The sequence below is a fragment of the Sneathiella sp. HT1-7 genome, assembly GCF_020731145.1.
Classification (GTDB): Bacteria; Pseudomonadota; Alphaproteobacteria; order Sneathiellales; family Sneathiellaceae; genus Sneathiella.
This window is the reverse complement of record NZ_JAJFZN010000003.1, coordinates 438565-454960: the sequence shown is the minus strand read 5'-3', so window position 1 is coordinate 454960 and position 16396 is coordinate 438565. Positions and strand designations below refer to the sequence as shown.

At 53.8% G+C, this 16396-nt stretch carries 16 protein-coding genes and 1 tRNA gene; 5 read left to right on the top strand and 12 right to left on the bottom strand.

The genetic code is table 11. The annotated features are described in order from the left end of the window. Window positions 1-208: 208 nt before the first annotated feature. From LKE13_RS11900 to hflK, 3 genes are all read right to left on the bottom strand, one after another. Window positions 209-397 carry a DUF2065 domain-containing protein gene (locus LKE13_RS11900; protein WP_227951588.1) on the bottom strand — a complete coding sequence of 63 codons (189 nt, stop codon included), beginning with the start codon at window positions 395-397 and terminating at the stop codon, window positions 209-211. A 61-nt stretch (window positions 398-458) separates the two neighbouring features. Beyond that, window positions 459-1343, bottom strand: a complete 885-nt coding sequence (hflC, locus tag LKE13_RS11895) for a protease modulator HflC (protein ID WP_227951587.1) — start codon at window positions 1341-1343, stop codon at window positions 459-461. Further along, complete coding sequence (gene hflK, locus LKE13_RS11890; protein ID WP_227951586.1) at window positions 1340-2434, bottom strand: FtsH protease activity modulator HflK; 1095 nt, start codon at window positions 2432-2434, stop codon at window positions 1340-1342. The genes hflC and hflK overlap by 4 nt, the downstream gene beginning before the upstream one ends. A gap of 189 nt (window positions 2435-2623) precedes the next feature. Here hflK and LKE13_RS11885 point away from each other — a divergent pair, with 189 nt between their 5' ends. Next, the gene (locus LKE13_RS11885; RefSeq protein WP_227951585.1) at window positions 2624-3754 is read left to right on the top strand and encodes an Mrp/NBP35 family ATP-binding protein; all 1131 of its coding nucleotides are present in this window, start codon (window positions 2624-2626) and stop codon (window positions 3752-3754) included. A gap of 53 nt (window positions 3755-3807) precedes the next feature. Here the strand turns inward: LKE13_RS11885 and ppdK are convergent, their stop codons facing one another. From ppdK to LKE13_RS11850, 7 genes are all read right to left on the bottom strand, one after another. Beyond that, complete coding sequence (gene ppdK, locus LKE13_RS11880; protein WP_227951584.1) at window positions 3808-6486, bottom strand: pyruvate, phosphate dikinase; 2679 nt, start codon at window positions 6484-6486, stop codon at window positions 3808-3810. Between the two features lie 78 nt (window positions 6487-6564). After that, a complete protein-coding gene (glyS, locus tag LKE13_RS11875; protein WP_227951583.1) occupies window positions 6565-8622 on the bottom strand; it encodes a glycine--tRNA ligase subunit beta in 2058 nt (685 codons plus the stop codon). After that, window positions 8623-9516, bottom strand: a complete 894-nt coding sequence (locus tag LKE13_RS11870; protein WP_227951582.1) for a glycine--tRNA ligase subunit alpha — start codon at window positions 9514-9516, stop codon at window positions 8623-8625. It abuts the gene before it with no gap. An 88-nt stretch (window positions 9517-9604) separates the two neighbouring features. Continuing rightward, the gene (locus LKE13_RS11865; protein WP_227951581.1) at window positions 9605-9826 is read right to left on the bottom strand and encodes a hypothetical protein; all 222 of its coding nucleotides are present in this window, start codon (window positions 9824-9826) and stop codon (window positions 9605-9607) included. 32 nt (window positions 9827-9858) lie between these two features. Next, window positions 9859-10662 (bottom strand): S49 family peptidase, encoded by an 804-nt coding sequence (locus tag LKE13_RS11860; protein WP_227951580.1) that lies wholly within the window; start codon window positions 10660-10662, stop codon window positions 9859-9861. 104 nt (window positions 10663-10766) lie between these two features. After that, on the bottom strand, window positions 10767-11579 hold the full coding sequence (locus LKE13_RS11855) for a tRNA1(Val) (adenine(37)-N6)-methyltransferase (RefSeq protein WP_227951579.1): 813 nt from the start codon (window positions 11577-11579) through the stop codon (window positions 10767-10769). 2 nt (window positions 11580-11581) lie between these two features. Continuing rightward, window positions 11582-11800: a DUF2007 domain-containing protein gene (locus LKE13_RS11850; protein ID WP_227951578.1), complete on the bottom strand. Its 219-nt coding sequence runs from the start codon at window positions 11798-11800 to the stop codon at window positions 11582-11584. 116 nt (window positions 11801-11916) lie between these two features. Here LKE13_RS11850 and LKE13_RS11845 point away from each other — a divergent pair, with 116 nt between their 5' ends. The 3 genes from LKE13_RS11845 to LKE13_RS11835 all read left to right on the top strand — a co-directional run bounded on the left by LKE13_RS11845 (window position 11917) and on the right by LKE13_RS11835 (window position 14012). Continuing rightward, entirely contained in the window at window positions 11917-12939 is a 1023-nt protein-coding gene (locus LKE13_RS11845) for a polyprenyl synthetase family protein (protein WP_227951577.1), read from the top strand. A 111-nt stretch (window positions 12940-13050) separates the two neighbouring features. Beyond that, a tRNA-Pro gene (locus LKE13_RS11840) sits at window positions 13051-13127 on the top strand. A gap of 168 nt (window positions 13128-13295) precedes the next feature. Beyond that, window positions 13296-14012 carry a phosphatase PAP2 family protein gene (locus LKE13_RS11835; protein WP_227951576.1) on the top strand — a complete coding sequence of 239 codons (717 nt, stop codon included), beginning with the start codon at window positions 13296-13298 and terminating at the stop codon, window positions 14010-14012. Between the two features lie 279 nt (window positions 14013-14291). On the opposite strand, the gene LKE13_RS11830 is transcribed toward LKE13_RS11835, so the two are convergent. Both LKE13_RS11830 and LKE13_RS11825 read right to left on the bottom strand, forming a co-directional pair. Continuing rightward, window positions 14292-14990, bottom strand: coding sequence for a hypothetical protein (locus LKE13_RS11830; protein WP_227951575.1), 699 nt, complete (start codon window positions 14988-14990; stop codon window positions 14292-14294). Between the two features lie 150 nt (window positions 14991-15140). Next, complete coding sequence (locus tag LKE13_RS11825) at window positions 15141-15743, bottom strand: TetR/AcrR family transcriptional regulator (RefSeq protein ID WP_227951574.1); 603 nt, start codon at window positions 15741-15743, stop codon at window positions 15141-15143. Between the two features lie 89 nt (window positions 15744-15832). On the opposite strand from LKE13_RS11825, the gene LKE13_RS11820 reads away from it, so the two are divergent. Then, on the top strand, window positions 15833-16366 hold the full coding sequence (locus LKE13_RS11820) for a DUF1772 domain-containing protein (protein WP_227951573.1): 534 nt from the start codon (window positions 15833-15835) through the stop codon (window positions 16364-16366). Window positions 16367-16396 lie beyond the last annotated feature (30 nt).

Genomic DNA, 16396 nt, shown 5'->3' with positions numbered 1-16396 from the left:
TTCTCTGCCGGGGTCCAAAGATCGCGAGCAGAGGATCAACTGACAATATATTCCCCTCTTGTTTCATCCACCGGTTTTTATATCTCCGATGCATTGCGCTGTATGTACCTAGAAATCAATTAAGGCAGAAATGTGCAAATGAAACCTGTTTTTGAAATTTTGTTGGTTAAATGCAAAATTCCTTTAAATTTCAAGGTGAAACTTTGCGTTATCCTCGTATAAGCCAGACAAAAATAACACCGAGAATGGCCGCCGCCAGGCCGACAATCCGTAAAACATGACTTGGCATCGTCAGCGCCGACGCCATCATCCGCTTCATGCCGTCGGGAAACAGGGCATAGAGCGCACCTTCAAAAAACAGCACCAACGCCGCCGCCAGCATAATATCCGTTACCACGCGTCCCGCCTCTTGTAAAAAACGGCCCGCAATCTGATACGGGCCGTTTTAAAACTGTTACCTATTTGTCTTCTTCAGAGGTGACACTCTGTCGATCGAAATATTTGAAAAACTGCGATGTCGGCGACAGCACCATGGTTGTGTCCGAGTCCGACATCGACCCGCGATAGGCCTGCATGGAGCGGTAGAAGGCGAAGAAATCCTCGTCCTTACCGAACGCGTCGGCGAAGATACGGTTTTTCTCGCCGTCGCCCTCACCGCGCAGGATTTCTGAATCCTTCCGGGCATTGGCGATCAGGACCGTGCGTTCCTTATCCGCATTGGCCGTGATCCGTTGGGCGATTTCCGCACCCGTTGCCCGGATTTCCTTGGCTTCCTGCTCACGCTGGGACCGCATACGGTCGAAGACCTTCTCACTGTTTTCTTTCGGCAGGTCAGCGCGGACGATACGCACGTCAATCACATCAATGCCGGATGCCTTGGCTTCCTTGTTTACCTGTTCCCGGATCTGGTTCATCAGGTTGGACCGCTCGCCCGAAACAATATTGTTCAGAGACTGGCGACCAAGATTCTGCCGGAGCTGTGAGTTCAGGATGGTTTCCAGTCGCGTATAGGCGATCTGGATATTACCATAGGACTGGTAATACTGCAGCGGGTTAGCGATACGGAATCGGGCAAAACTATCCACCATCAAGCGCTTCTGATCCCGTGTCACAACTTCTTCACGCTGTGTGCTGATGGATAGCACACGCTTATCTACAAAAACCACGTCTTGCACGAAGGGCACCTTGAAGTTCAGGCCGGGTTCCTGAATAACCTTTTGCGGTTTACCGAACTGCATGACGATCGCCTGCTCTGTCTGATAAACTGTGAAAAGTGCACTTGAAGCAACAACACCAATTGCCACCAGCAAAATGGCGATAACTGTCAGGAATGTTTTATTCATTTCTTGGTCGCCCCTTTCTGCAGTTCATTGAGCGGCAGGTAGGGAACAACGCCTTGCGCTCCGTCCTTGCCAATATCAATGATCATTTTCTGCTTACCCGTGAACACTTCCTGCAGCGTCTCAAGATAGATACGCTGGCGCGTCACATAAGGCGCCTTGGCATATTCGTTATAGATGGAGATAAAGCGCGCGGCTTCACCTTCAGCTTCAGCAATCACGCGCTGCTTATAGCCTTCTGCTTCCTGACGGATCATTTCCGCCTGACCACGGGCCCGGGGAATGATGTCGTTGGCATAGGCTAGCGCCTCGTTCTGCGCCCGTTCCTTGTCGGCCTCAGCGGCCTGCACATCGCGGAACGCGGCAATCACCTGGCTCGGCGGTTCCGCATTTTTAAGCTGTACCTGAAGGATCGTGACACCGGCGCCATACTCATCGAGCACTTCCTGAAGCCGTTTCAACACTTCTGTCTCAACCAGTAACCGACCTTCCGTAATGGCCGCCGTCAGTTCTGTTCGGCCAATCACCTCACGCATTGCGCTTTCACCCACCGCTTTGATAGTGAGTTCCGGCTGATCGACGTTAAAGAGAAACTTGCCTGCATCGCTGATCCGCCAAAGCACGGTAAAGCCGACATCGACGATATTCTCATCACCGGTGAGCATCAGGCTTTCCGCCTCAACCGGAGTTGAACCGCCACCGCGTGTCGGACGGAAGCCGATCTCAACACTGTTGACTTTCGTCACTTCAGGCGTCAGCACCGTCTCAATCGGATAAGGCAGATGATAGTTCAGGCCGGGCTGGGTTGTTTCAGACCATTTGCCAAAGCGAAGCACAACGCCCTGCTCCGTGGTCTCAACCTTGTAAAAGCCGCTGATCAGCCATGCACAAAGGATAACCAACAACAAAATGATGATGCCGATCTTGCCGCCACCACCGCCGGGAATGATATCTTTTAGCCGGTCCTGGCCCTTCTTGATAATATCTTCGAGATTAGGGGGTTGTTGACCGCTCGGTCCTGACCCCCAAGGTCCGCGATTGCCACCGCCGCCTTGCCAGCCTCCGTCATTACCACCCTGATTGTTCCAAGGCATATGGTCGCCTCTCCTTCATTTCTGCGCTGATTTTGCGCGTTTGCTAACTTTACGTAGTCGCGTTATATGACACCCTGCAACATTCTGCAACGGAACACGGGTCGAGAACGCTTTATTTCTCTCAATCCGCATTCGTGCAGATTTTTAGTCTATGCCTACCATTTTGTGTCCGAAGCGGAGTTTTCAAGCATGTCAGCAATAAATGAGCAAACCATCCTCAATTGCCTCGATCAGGTTATCGACGAAAAGTCAGGCAAAAGCGTGGTCGCACTTGGCCTGATTGCCGGCCTGGTGATCAAGGAAGGCAATGTCGGTTTCGCGCTTGAAATCAACCCGAAAGACGCGGGTGAGATGGAACTCCTTCGCAAGAAATGTGAAGATGCGGTCTTCAATCTACCCGGTGTCAAATCGGCAAGTGTTGTATTGACGGCGGAACAGGCTGCGCCGGAAGCTGCGCCTTCGGCCCCGCCCCGCCAACCCCAGCAAAAACAGGCGCCGCAACAACCTGCGCAAAAGCCGGAAGTACCGGGCGTTGCCGCCATCGTTGCCGTCGCCTCTGGTAAAGGTGGCGTAGGTAAATCCACCTGCGCCGTTAATCTTGCACTTGGGCTTTCCGCGCTCGGCCTAAAAGTCGGGATGCTCGATGCCGATGTTTACGGCCCTTCCCTCCCGCGGATGCTCGGCCTGAAAGGCAAACCAGACTCAAAAGATGGCAAAAAGCTCATCCCGATGGAAAAATGGGGCCTGAAGGTCATGTCCATGGGCTTCCTTGTAGAGGAGGACACGCCGATGATCTGGCGCGGTCCCATGATCATGAGCGCACTGCAACAGATGGTATTCGATGTGGATTGGGGAGAATTGGACGTGCTTGTCGTCGATATGCCCCCCGGCACCGGCGATGCGCAATTGACGTTGGCCCAGCGCGTACCACTCGCCGGCGCTGTAATCGTCTCGACACCACAAGATATAGCATTAATCGATGCCCGTAAGGGATTGAATATGTTTCGAAAAGTCGACGTGCCTGTGTTCGGCATTATCGAGAATATGAGCTATTTCCTCTGCCCGTCCTGCGGGGAGCGGTCCGACATCTTCGGACATGGCGGTGCTCATGAAACTGCGAACGAACTCGGCGTCGACTTCCTGGGCGAAGTGCCACTGCATATGGATATCCGCAAAACCTCTGATGCGGGCACACCAATCACCGCAACGGAACCGGACAGCCCGCACGCCAAAATCTACCGCGATCTGGCGGCGAAGGTTCAAGGGAAAATCGAGGAAAGCCTCAGTTCTTCATCTGGCCCCAAGATCGTCATCGAATAATAAAAAAGCCCGGAGCAATCCGGGCTTTTCTTTTGATTGAAACTCCAATCCGATCAGGCTTCGGAGACCCGCAGTAATCCCAGCGCAGCCTGAGCCGCCGCAAGGCGTGCGATCGGCACACGGTAAGGAGAGCAGGAGACATAATCGAGGCCAACCCGCTCGCAGAAATCGATACTGGCCGGATCGCCGCCATGTTCACCGCATATGCCGAGTTTGATATCGGCACGCGTCTCGCGGCCACGATCGACAGCAATCTGCACCAGTTCGCCAACGCCTTCCTGATCGAGGGAAACAAAGGGGTCGGTTTCATAGATCCCCTGGTTCACATAATCTTCCAGGAAGGAGCCACTATCGTCCCGGCTGATGCCATAGGTCGTTTGGGTGAGGTCATTCGTCCCAAAGGAGAAGAACTCAGCCTCTTTCGCGATATCCCCCGCCCGGAGTGCGGCGCGTGGCAGCTCGATCATCGTGCCGATGAGATATTCAATCTCCTTGCCGGTCTCGTCATGGATCGCGTCGGCAACAGCCTTAATTTTGTCTTTCAGGATTTCCAACTCACGTTCTGTAGCGACCAGCGGAATCATGATCTCGGGAATCACAGTCGCGCCAAGTTCCTTGCTAACCTCCGCGGCGGCCTCAAGGATCGCGCGGGCCTGCATCTCGTATATTTCCGGAAAAGAAATACCGAGGCGGCAACCACGATGGCCGAGCATCGGGTTAAACTCATGAAGCTGTAACGCCCTGTGACGCAGTTTCGCTGGTTCCGCACCAAGTGCTTTGGCCAGATCGTCGATTTCCTCATCCGTTTTGGGCAGGAATTCATGGAGCGGCGGATCGAGAAGCCGGATGGTCACCGGCAGCCCCGCCATGATGCGGAACAGCTCGATAAAGTCACCGCGCTGATAAGGGAGCAGCTTGGCCAGCGCGTCCCGCCGTTCCTCTATTGTTTCAGACAGGATCATCTGACGAACGGAGACAATCCGCTCCGCATCGAAGAACATATGTTCGGTCCGGCATAGGCCGACACCTTCCGCACCAAATTTCCGCGCGGTTTCCGCATCGAGCGGCGTTTCCGCATTGGCGCGCACTTTCATGCGGCGGATTTCATCGGCCCAGGACATCAACTCACCAAACTCCCCGGACAGTTCCGGCATAATCATATCGACCGAGCCTAGCATCACCTCGCCGCTGCCACCGTCAATGGTGACGATATCGCCCTTTTTATAGGTTTCGCCGAGCACACTCAGTGTCTCGTTCTTGTAATCGATATTGAGCGATCCCGCACCTGAGACGCAGGCCCGGCCCATGCCGCGCGCAACAACCGCCGCATGGCTGGTCATGCCGCCACGGCTTGTGAGAATGCCTTTCGCCGCATGCATGCCGTGAATATCTTCGGGACTTGTTTCAATACGAACCAGAATGACGGATTTTCCTTCGCCCGCGAGGGCTTCCGCTTCATCACTATTAAAGACGATCTGCCCAGAGGCGGCCCCGGGGCTCGCCGGCAAGCCACGTGCAATGACATTGCGTTCCGCAGCCGGGTCGAGCGTCGGATGCAGGAGTTGATCGAGAGAGGCCGGATCAATGCGTTTGATCGCCTCATTCTTGTCGATAAGCCCTTCGTTCACCATGTCGATGGCAATTTTAAGCGCCGCTTTCGCCGTGCGTTTGCCAGACCGGGTTTGCAACATCCAGAGTTTGCCCTGCTGGACGGTAAACTCGATATCCTGCATGTCGTGATAATGCGCTTCGAGCTTTTTATAGACCTCAACAAGCTGGGCAAAAACTTCGGGGAAGACCTCCTCCATAGATGGGGCCTCAGAGCCCGCATCAAGACGCGATTGCTTGGTCAGGTTCTGCGGTGTGCGGATACCCGCAACCACATCCTCGCCCTGCGCATTCACGAGGAATTCACCGTAGAAGATCTTCTGACCCGTAGATGGATCGCGAGTGAAGGCGACGCCGGTCGCACTGTCATCCCCCATATTACCGAAAACCATTGCCTGTACATTGACGGCCGTGCCCCAGCTTGCCGGGATATCATGAAGGCGGCGATAGGTGATCGCACGCTGGTTCGTCCAGGAGCTGAACACGGCGCCAATGGCACCCCAGAGCTGATCCTGTACATCCTGTGGGAATGGTCGGCCGAGTTCTTCTTCAACTTTCTGTTTATATTGCCCGACGAGCTTTTCCCAGTCATCCGCCGCGAGATCGGTATCGAGATGAAAGCCGTTTTCTTCTTTCAAAACTTCGAGAAGTTCTTCAAAATGATAGTGATCCACGCCGAGCACGACATCGGAATACATCTGGATAAAGCGGCGGTAGCTGTCATAGGCAAAGCGCTTGTCGCCACTTTGTGCCTCCAGCCCCTTCACAGTCTCATCATTAAGTCCGAGATTAAGGACCGTATCCATCATACCCGGCATCGACGCCCGCGCACCGGAGCGTACCGACACCAGCAACGGTTTTTCCGCATTACCAAAACCGCCGCCGACGGAATCTTCAATCTCGGCAATCGCCGCATCAACCTGTCCGGCAAGTGTATCGGGATAGATCTCATTATTTTCCAGAAAGGCCGTACAGACTTCCGTCGTGATGGTAAAGCCCGACGGTACCGGAAGGCCAAGATTGCTCATCTCTGCCAGGTTCGCACCCTTACCGCCCAGCAGATTACGCATCTCCGCTGTGCCATCCGCCTTGCCATCGCCAAAAGAATATACCCACTTCGTCATCTCGATATCGCCCTTCTGATGTTAAATTCACTCACTTTTTAGAGTCATACAGATGCTCATACGCGTAAAAAGTAAAAATTAGCCTTCTATTTTCGATAAATCCGCGAGTTGGTCCAAAAGATTGCGGATTGTGGAAAGAAGCCGGAGCCGGTTCGCCCGGAGTGCCGCGTCATCAGCATTCACCGTCACCTTGTCGAAGAAAGCATCGACGGGTTTGCGCAACGCCGCCGCCGCTGTTCCCGCCGCTTCAAACTCATCATGAGAAATCGCTCCCGAAACAAGGTTAGAAACTTCATGCATACGTTCATGCAGGGCCTTCTCCGCCCCGTCTTCCAGCAGGCTTTCATCAACCGGCTGGTCATAGGAGGTTCCGTCCTTCTTCTCCTCAATCCGGAGGATATTGGCCGCACGGCGATAGGCAATCAACAAATTCGCCCCATCATCGGAGCCGAGGAAATTTGAGAGTGCCTCAACCCGCGCCATCAGACGGACGAGATCGTCTTCCCCCCCCTCACCGAAGGCGGCGCTGATATAGTCATGGCGGATATTCTGCTCTTTCAGATGCACCTTCAACCGGTCGGCAAAAAAGGCGAGTAGCTCATCCGCGTTGAGTGTTTCCTGTATTGATTGCAGCGCCCCTGATTTCTCGAAAATCTCCAAGAGTGGCAGGCGCAGGTTGTTTTCCAGCACCAAACGGATCACGCCCAGAGCTGCGCGGCGAAGCGCATATGGGTCTTTAGATCCAGTTGGTTTTTCATCTATAGCGAAGAAGCCGGTAAGGGTATCTATCTTGTCCGCGAGCGCAACGATAACGCTTGTCGGTTCGGACGGGCATGTATCGTTCGGACCGAGCGGGGAGTAATGCTCCTGAATGGCTGTCGCGACGGCCTCATTCTCCCCGTCATGTGCCGCATAATACCGGCCCATCAACCCCTGCAAATCGGCAAACTCACCCACCATTTCGGTGCTGAGATCAGCTTTCGCAAGCAAGGCCGCCCGTGCTGCCATATCGGCATCAGAGTTCGGCACATAGGGCGCAATCTCTGCGGTCAGCTTAATGATCCGTTCAACTTTATCCCGCACCGTGCCGAGCTTCGCATGAAAAATGATCTTGTCGAGATCGGGTACGCGGGCCTCAAGGTTTTTTTCGCGATCCTTGTCCCAAAAGAATTTCGCGTCCGACAGGCGCGCACTCAGGACCCGCTCGTTCCCTGCGGTGATCAGCTTGCCGCCATCTTCCGCACGCAAATTCGCCACCACGATAAAGCGCGGGGCCATTTTGCCATCCGGCCCGGCAAGAGAGAAATACTTCTGATGACTGCGCATAGCAGAAATCAACGCCTCCTGAGGCACTTCAAGGAAGCTGGTATCGATCGAGCCGATCAGGCTTTCCGGCCATTCGACGAGGCCCGCAACTTCCGTGAGCAACGCCGGATCATCAATAAGGGTCAACCCCTCATCCACAGCCAGCCGCGTCGCATCCGCCGCGATAATCTTCGCGCGCTCTGCGGCATCCAGCACAACATAGGCGGTTTTAAGCCGCGCCCGATAATCGGTAAAATCCTTCACAGAAATTGCCGCCGGTGCCATAAAGCGATGACCGAAGGTCTGGTCATTGGCCGTCAGATGCTCCCAGCTCAAAGGGACCGTCTTGCCGTCAAACAGGCAGAGAATATTGTGGAGCGGACGCACCCAGCGGGCGGTGTAGCTGCCCCATTTCATCGGCTTCGGCCAGGGCACGGCGGAGATCGCCGCATTCAGGAGCGCAGGCAGCACCTCAATCGTCGACCGACCTTTACTCTCAATCACAGCATAGTAAAAGCTGCCCTTCTCCGTCTCGCGTTCCTCAAGTTGATCACGGGAGAGCCCGGCGGATTTCAGGAAACCTTCCACTGCCTTGTCCGGGGCGCCGACACGGGGGCCACGCCGTTCCTCTGACGTATCCTGCTGAGCGACCGGCAAGCCATCAATAACAAGCGCAAGGCGCCGCGCCGTCGCAAATCCGCGAGCGCTTTCGAATGCGAGTCCGGCGTCTTTCAGCCCAGCACTCACCAAGCGAACCAGATCGTCCGCCGCCTTGTTCTGCATGCGCGCAGGGATTTCCTCGGAGAAAAGCTCCAGCAACAATTCCGCCATTTATGCCTCCTCCGCCAGATGTCCGCGGCCCTTGAGCCAGGCCGTCGCGCAGCCCTTGGCAAGCGCCCTCACCCGCCCGATATAGGCGGCGCGCTCAGTCACGCTGATGACGCCGCGCGCATCGAGAAGGTTGAAAAGATGGCTCGCCTTCATGCATTGGTCATAGGCCGGCAGCGCAAGCCCCTCGGCCAGAATCTCCTGGCACTGGACTTCCGCATCCTCAAAATGACGAAGCAGGATATCCACATTCGAATGCTCGAAATTATAGGCGGAGAATTCCTTCTCGTTCTGCAGAAAGACATCGCCATAGGTGACGCCTTCGCTGTTCCATTTCAGGTCGAACATGCGATCGACGCCCTGCACATACATGGCAAGACGTTCAAGCCCGTAGGTCAGTTCGCCGGAGACCGGGCTGCATTCATAGCCGCCGACCTGCTGGAAGAAGGTGAACTGGCTCACTTCCATCCCGTCGCACCAGACTTCCCAGCCGAGGCCCCAGGCGCCCAGGGTCGGGCTTTCCCAATCATCTTCGACAAAGCGAATATCATGGTTCTTAGGGTCAATCCCGAGGGCATAGATGCTTTCAAGATAGAGTTCCTGAATGTTATCCGGGGACGGTTTCAGGAGTACCTGGAACTGGTAGTAATGCTGCGTGCGGTTGGGGTTCTCGCCATAGCGGCCGTCGGTCGGGCGGCGCGAGGGCTGCACATAGGCGGCTTTCCACGGCTCCGGGCCGAGTGCGCGCAGGGTCGTCGCCGGATGAAACGTTCCGGCGCCCACTTCCATGTCATAGGGCTGCAAGATAACGCAGCCCTTCGATGACCAGAAATGTTGTAGGGTCAGGATCAGATCCTGAAAGGAATTGGACGGCGCGGAGGCCAGATTACCCGCCATAATTACAGACCACACTGCTAAGAGAGAATTTGCGGTGCAACATAAAGCCCCGCAACGAGCGGGTCAACCGGCCACAGCCCGCTTTGCTCTATTTATCCTTGCAACTGTGATCGCCAAGGTCCGCGACGAAAGCGCCGCAGCGCGGGCATTCCTCCAGATCGAGCATTTTATCGGACGACTGGCCCTTGAATTCCCGGTTCTTCCTTGATTTATCGAGGGTTGGGGCAATCGTACTACGATAAAAGCGATGGGCAAAAAAGACACCGATCAGCACCAAAACGATCAGAATGATTTTAACCGGTGAAAACATCCGTCTGCCCTACTCTTTCCGAGACTTGCGAATCATAAACCGAACCGTCCCCAGAGGGACTGGTTACGAACAGCGGTGATCAGAGCATCGACCGCATCGGCGCCGATAGCCTGCTGCTGCGCGAGGCCAAGTTTCTTGGCAAGGAAGCCCTGTCGTCCCTCAACAAGGTTAAAGCGAACTTTTTCGCCAAACTTTTCGCGGCAGAAGGATCGCAGATCAGCGATGCCATCGACAAGGCCGAGTTCCGCTGCCTTTTCCCCGATCCAGACATCACCGGAGAACAACTCCTTGTCTTTGCGTTTTTTAAGCCGTTCGCCGCGCCGGGTTTTCACCAGCTCCTTGAAATTGTTATGGATATCGCCCTGGATTTTCTTGAGCCAGAGAATATCGTCTTCCTTCTCAGGGCTGAAGGGATCAAGCTTGATCTTGTTCTCCCCCGCCGAATAAAGCCGCCGATCCACGCCGACTTTCTCCAGCAACGCCGGAAAGCCGAAGCCCGCCGAGACCACCCCAATGGAGCCGACCACGGAATTCTTGTTGATATAAATCTCATCTGCACAAAGGCCCAGCCAGTAACCGCCCGATGCCATCACATCTTCGGCGAAAGCATAAACCGGTACGCCCTTCTCGTCCGCCAACTGACGAATTCGGTCAAAAATGAGCGAGGACTGCACCGGCGATCCTCCCGGCGAGTTGATGGCGAGCACTACGGCACTTAACCGCTTGGTGTCGAATGCCGCCTCTATCTGGTCCGCAAGATTGGCTAGATTGAGATGTTCGCCGCGCAGCTTGTTGCCGCCGGGCGCGATCACGCCATAAAGCGGCAAAACAGCCACTTGAGGCGCTTTATCGAAAAACCGCTTGAGCGGTGTTTTTTTGAGAAGATTGACTATATTCATGGCCGTAAAGGTAAGGATTTAACCGCTCTGTACAAGTCTTTTCATGATAACATGGATTTGAGCGCCGCGCCTTCGCGGGCGATGGCGGTGGCGGCTGCTGTCGGTGTTCCGTCCTTTTCATGCAGTACCAGCCCTCGCATCAGTTCCAGCGGGCTCTTGTCCCCCTTGATACCTTGCACGATCACCCGTTTCGCCGATTGTCCCGCCTCCGGCCAGAGAGGCACAACTTTCAGCCGTCCGCATCCTTTCTGAAGAACAGCCAGAATATCGCCGAGCCGATCAGCCCGGTGAATAACCGTTACGGTTCCTTTCGATTTCGCCCGCGCGACACAAAATTGCAGCCACTCAGGGAGGGCCACGCTCCCTTCGATATGCGCAAGAGTTTTATTTTCTGTCTTGGCGCTGCGTGCCCGTCCCTTACCATAGAACGGTGGATTGGTGAGAATATGATCGAACCCTGCCTCCAGAAACGGTTTGCCGCCCGGGCCCGTCACCCCGGCGAAAGAACTCCGGTTGCCGATATCGGCCTCGACAACAGATGTTTTATCCTCGAAGCCGTTCTTTTCTATGTTCAGCCGGGCAAGCGCAGCAAGCTCCGCCTGTAACTCGATCCCCCAAAGGTGACACTCCGGCAGGCGATGAAGTGCGCAGAAGCCCGCCGTGCCAACGCCACAGCCGACATCCAGCAAGCTCTCCCCTGCTTTTGCCTCAACCGCCGCGCCGAGCAGTACCGCATCCGATCCGGCGCGAAATCCTTCCCTCGGCTGTGTGATACTCAACGCGTTACCAAGAAACCGGTCTTCCGTGTATTCGGCCGCCCCCTCAACGGAGATATTTCCGCGCTCCAGTCCCATGTTCAGCTCTTTGCCTCCGCCTCACCGATATCCACGAGAATTTGCTGCGCCGCGGCGTGATCATCCTCCGTCACCATGATCCGCCGCTGGATGGCACCGATACTCCCTTCCAGTATCGATGTGTGTTCATCCAGCACAATCGCCTCAATCTGTTCGTCCTTCAGGACGGCAACAATATAGGAGATCAGTACCGGATCATTACACCTTATAAGTTCTTTCACAAAATTCCCCTAACTCGCGGCCCGGATATGACCGCCATCACTTGACCCGCTGTCATCTTAAGCTATGCTCTGCCGAATAATTTAAACGATCCCGCGACCCTTTGAACGAGGCAGCTTTGGCCATTATCGTAAACTTGGACGACAGAAAAGAACAGCCCGCAAAAGCGACCCTGAAACGCCTGCTCGACATTGTCGAGGCGGATCTGGCCGATACTAACGAGATCATCCTGGAACGGATGCATAGCGAGGTGGAGCTGATCCCGACGCTAGCGAAGCATCTGATCGCGGCGGGCGGCAAGCGATTGCGCCCGGTTCTCACCCTCGGCGCGGCCAAGCTCTGCGGCTACCAGGGCGACCGCGCGAAGAAGCTCGCGGCCTGTGTCGAGTTTATCCATACCGCCACTTTGCTGCATGACGATGTGGTGGACGAAAGTGATTTGAGGCGCGGGAACGAAACCGCCAATGTCCTCTGGGGCAATCAGGCGAGCGTGCTCGTCGGCGATTTCCTGTTCAGCCGCTCCTTCCAGCTGATGGTCGAGGATGGCTCGCTTGAGGTACTCGCGATCCTCTCCAACGCCTCCGCCGTGATCGCGGAGGGCGAAGTGATGCAGCTCATGAATGTCGGCGATACCAACACCACCGAAGACAGTTATCTACAGGTGATTGCCTCCAAAACTGCCGCGCTCTTTGCCGCTGCCTGCGAGGTCGGTGCCGTGGTGGCGGATCGCCCCAAAGCCGAGGCGCAGGCACTTGAAAGCTATGGCCGTAATCTCGGCATTGCCTTCCAGCTTGTTGATGACGCGCTTGATTATTCCGCCGAGCAGCAAGCACTTGGCAAGGCCATTGGTGATGATTTCCGTGAAGGTAAAGTCACCCTGCCCATCCTTCTTTCCTTCCGCCGTGGCAATGCGGAGGAACGGGCTTTCTGGAAACGGGTTGTCGAGGATGGCGATCAGCAGGACGGCGATCTGGCGCAGGCACTCGAAATCATCAAGAAGCATTCCGCGCTTGAGGACACCATCGAGCGCGCGCGCCACTACGGCGCGATGGCGAAAGACGCCCTCGGTATCTTTGAGGAGAGCGAGACCAAGGAAGCCTTGTTGGAGGCCGTTGATTTCTCCATCGAACGGGCGTTCTAGTTTTTAAAAGATTTTGGGCGGCGGTATCATTTCGCCCTTGCAGAACCCGCCCAAACCTGATTATAACGCTTCTGCTCTCGCCGAGCCCATTTTACCACGGGCCGGCACGGTCGGGGTGTGGCGCAGCCTGGTAGCGCACGTCGTTCGGGACGACGGGGTCGGAGGTTCGAATCCTCTCACCCCGACCAAAATTAAAGGGCGGCTTGGATGTGATTTGCCATACATTCTCCAACAGATTTTGATGCGATTCCGGGCCATCTTTTTCATAATCAAAATGTTCCGGAACATATACCGCGAAAAGTACTCGCTTTTAAGCCCTCTATGAACATCTTCGTTGATCATGAGAGTTCGTTATAATGGAAAATGGAACGCAAGAATCAGGCCTTGGCCTTAATACCGGATATCAGCTGTCGATTTCAGCCATCCTCCTCATCCTTGTGGTCATTGTTTTTGACGTCGCTCGGCTTGATTTTCATATTTCAAATCATTTTTTTGACGGCGCTGCTTGGATTATCGATGCAAATCAACCGGTTCCACGGTTTTTCTTTTATAATCTCCCAAGATGGCTATTAATCACCTATGGGGGCGGCCTCTGCATATTGTTCATGCTCTCCTTTGTCCTCAGACCTTTTGCAAGGTTTCGCAAGCGCAAATATCTTTTCATTATCCTGTGCGCCATTCTTGTCCCGCTAACCGTAGGCATCGGGAAAAAGATTACCGACGTATATTGCCCCTATCAGCTAACGGAATATGGTGGAACAAAACCACATCTACAGCCCTTTGAAAGGGGAGATTTGAGCGATAGCGGCAAGTGTTTTCCCGCAGGTCACGCCTCCGCCGGCTTCGCACTTCTCCTTTTCGTACCCTTGGCTCGAACGAGGAAACGGATGATTATGGTCATTGCTGCAGCGATGACTGCCGGATGGGTCATGGGCGGCTATCAGATGCTCAATGGCCGCCATTTTCTTTCTCATACCCTCGTCACAATGCTGCTAAGCTGGATAATTGTCTGTAGTTTGCATTTTCTGGTGTTCAAGAGCCGGCTTTCCAAAGGCAGATGGCTTCAGAATTGATGCGGTGTAATTTCGTGTCATTTTAACATTAGGCGTTGGTGAGCAATCGCGTCAGCAATGTCACAGCGCGTCCGGCAGCGCATGTCGTTCGGGACGACGGGGTCGGAGGTTCAAACCCTCTCACCCCGACCATTTTCTTTTATATACTGATAATATCGTATAATTATAGAACTTAGTCGCATAGGCATTTATACAAAGAAATTGTATCTGACGCTTATGAGCCCACACCTTAAACTAATATATGCTTCACAATCTAGCTTAGGTTTTGGATAAATGATATCATTTGGGCGTTTGAATATTTATTAAGTAAATATTACTAGATTGAAAAACAAACACCAAAATACCAATAATTATAAAAATCCCAGACAATATTATTAGGGACTCTCCTATCAAGCTCATTTTGAAAATCCAAGGCTTTCGGTCTTTGTCAATATTATTGCTACGCTTAAGAACATTTAAGTTTTCTATCAACAGTCGAGTCGCTACATGAGTTATGGAAAGGCCAACAATAATAAGCGAAAAACCAAACGCGAAAACTTTTAATGCATAAAAAATGGCTGGGAAAAATTCATTGTTAATTTTCTGAGAAAATAGAGTGCCAAAAAGAGTAATAAACACAACACCATATCCAAGCAGTACATATTTAATGCTTTGTTGACCTGTTTCCCTCAGAACAACAAGATTGTGAGATAAGCTATTCTCAATATCTTGAAGCCAATTTGATCTATTTTCTCTAGTTTTGAATATTTGCTCGAGATAACCCTTTAATCGAAGTTCCGCATTTATGGCATCTTGGACTATTTCTTCCGAATACTCATTTTCATTGCGGTACATATTACTCAGAGAAATGACACGATTTTGAAACTGATCCAATTCTATTTGATATAAAGCCCCGTTCATTGCGCGCTTAGTTAAATCCTCGGCACGCCGGCTTGCCCAATTACAAAGATTTCCAGGGATTGGTTCAAATTCTTCCATATTTAGAATTATTTATCCAAAAAGCGTATTTAGGCAAGCATACATTCAATCATATGGTATTTTTGTGCTAATCTACATTTGATATAACCACATGAAGGTTATTTTCGGTTACCCTAAATCATGCACTATAAATTTGTTCTACCCTCCTAGCTAATTACCTCCGAGCAGCTTTTCCAGTGACGCGAGCGCTTTTGCGGAACGGCTGTTGCAAAACTCTTTCGTCGGGATTGGCGCGCGGCCGATTACGCGGCGGATTTGCAGGTCGCCAATCAGCAGGTTGAGATATAGCTCCGCCGCCTCCCCCACCGTCTCAAACGCAAGCTGCCCCCGCGCCTTCGCAGCGCCCAACACGTCTGCGATCAGGGGCATCACAGTCTCCCGTCCGGCCTCTGATATCGCCGCGCCAAGCTCCCCGCTGGGGTCCGCCGCCGCCGCGCGGTTGAGCGCCACGGCCCGCGCACCGGTGAGCAGGCTCAGCAGCTTCGGCCCCAGTCGGCCAAGCGTCTCGATCGGATCCTGATCCGAGGCCAGCTCCGCCTCCAGCAAAGATTTCACCTCCTCCGCGTTGCGCACCACAAGCGCCTTGAACAGCCCCTGCTTATCGCCATACCAGTTATAGAGCGTCTCGTTCGAGGCCTTGGCCCGCTTTGCGATGGCAAGCATCGACGCGCCCACGTAGCCCTTCCCTTCCAGTACCTCATAAGCGGCCTGCGCAATCTGCTGTTGCCGGATGAGCTTCGTCTCTTCGCGCATATTTATCTCCTGAATTCGTTGACAACAACCGTAAACTAAATTACGGATAAAGACAACCGTACATATAATTACGCCTAAAGGATTTGACGATGACCGCCATTGAACAGCCGGAGCCCACTCGCAAAAATATCCTCCTCATCCCCCTTGCTTTCCTTTCGCTCTTGCTTAGTGGCGCGATCTTCGGCTTCTTTTACGCCTGGATCTGCTCAACCATGTGGGGGCTGGATGCGGCGGACCCGAAAGTCGCCATCGCCGCGATGCAGGCCATGAATGCCTCGGTCCGGAACGCAGTCTTCGCTCCGGCCTTTTTCGGGACGCCCTTTATCCTTATTGTAACCGCCGCGATCGCCTGGACCAGTAGCCGCAGAAGCGCTCTCCTCTTAGCGCTGGCCGGGGTGATCTATTTCTTTGGCGGCGTGGTCCTGACTTTCACCGTGAATGTCCAGATGAACGAGGCCCTCGCCCTTGTGACCATCCCCGAAAGCATCGAAGAAGCGCGGCAAATCTGGCAGGAATACTCTGAACCTTGGCAGTTCTGGAACATCATGCGGACTATCGCGAGCGGCATAACACTCCTCCTGACCGGATGTGCGTTCCTGACATTGCGAGGGGGTAAGGGTTGATGACAGAAATTCCCCGGCGTAGTATCAGTC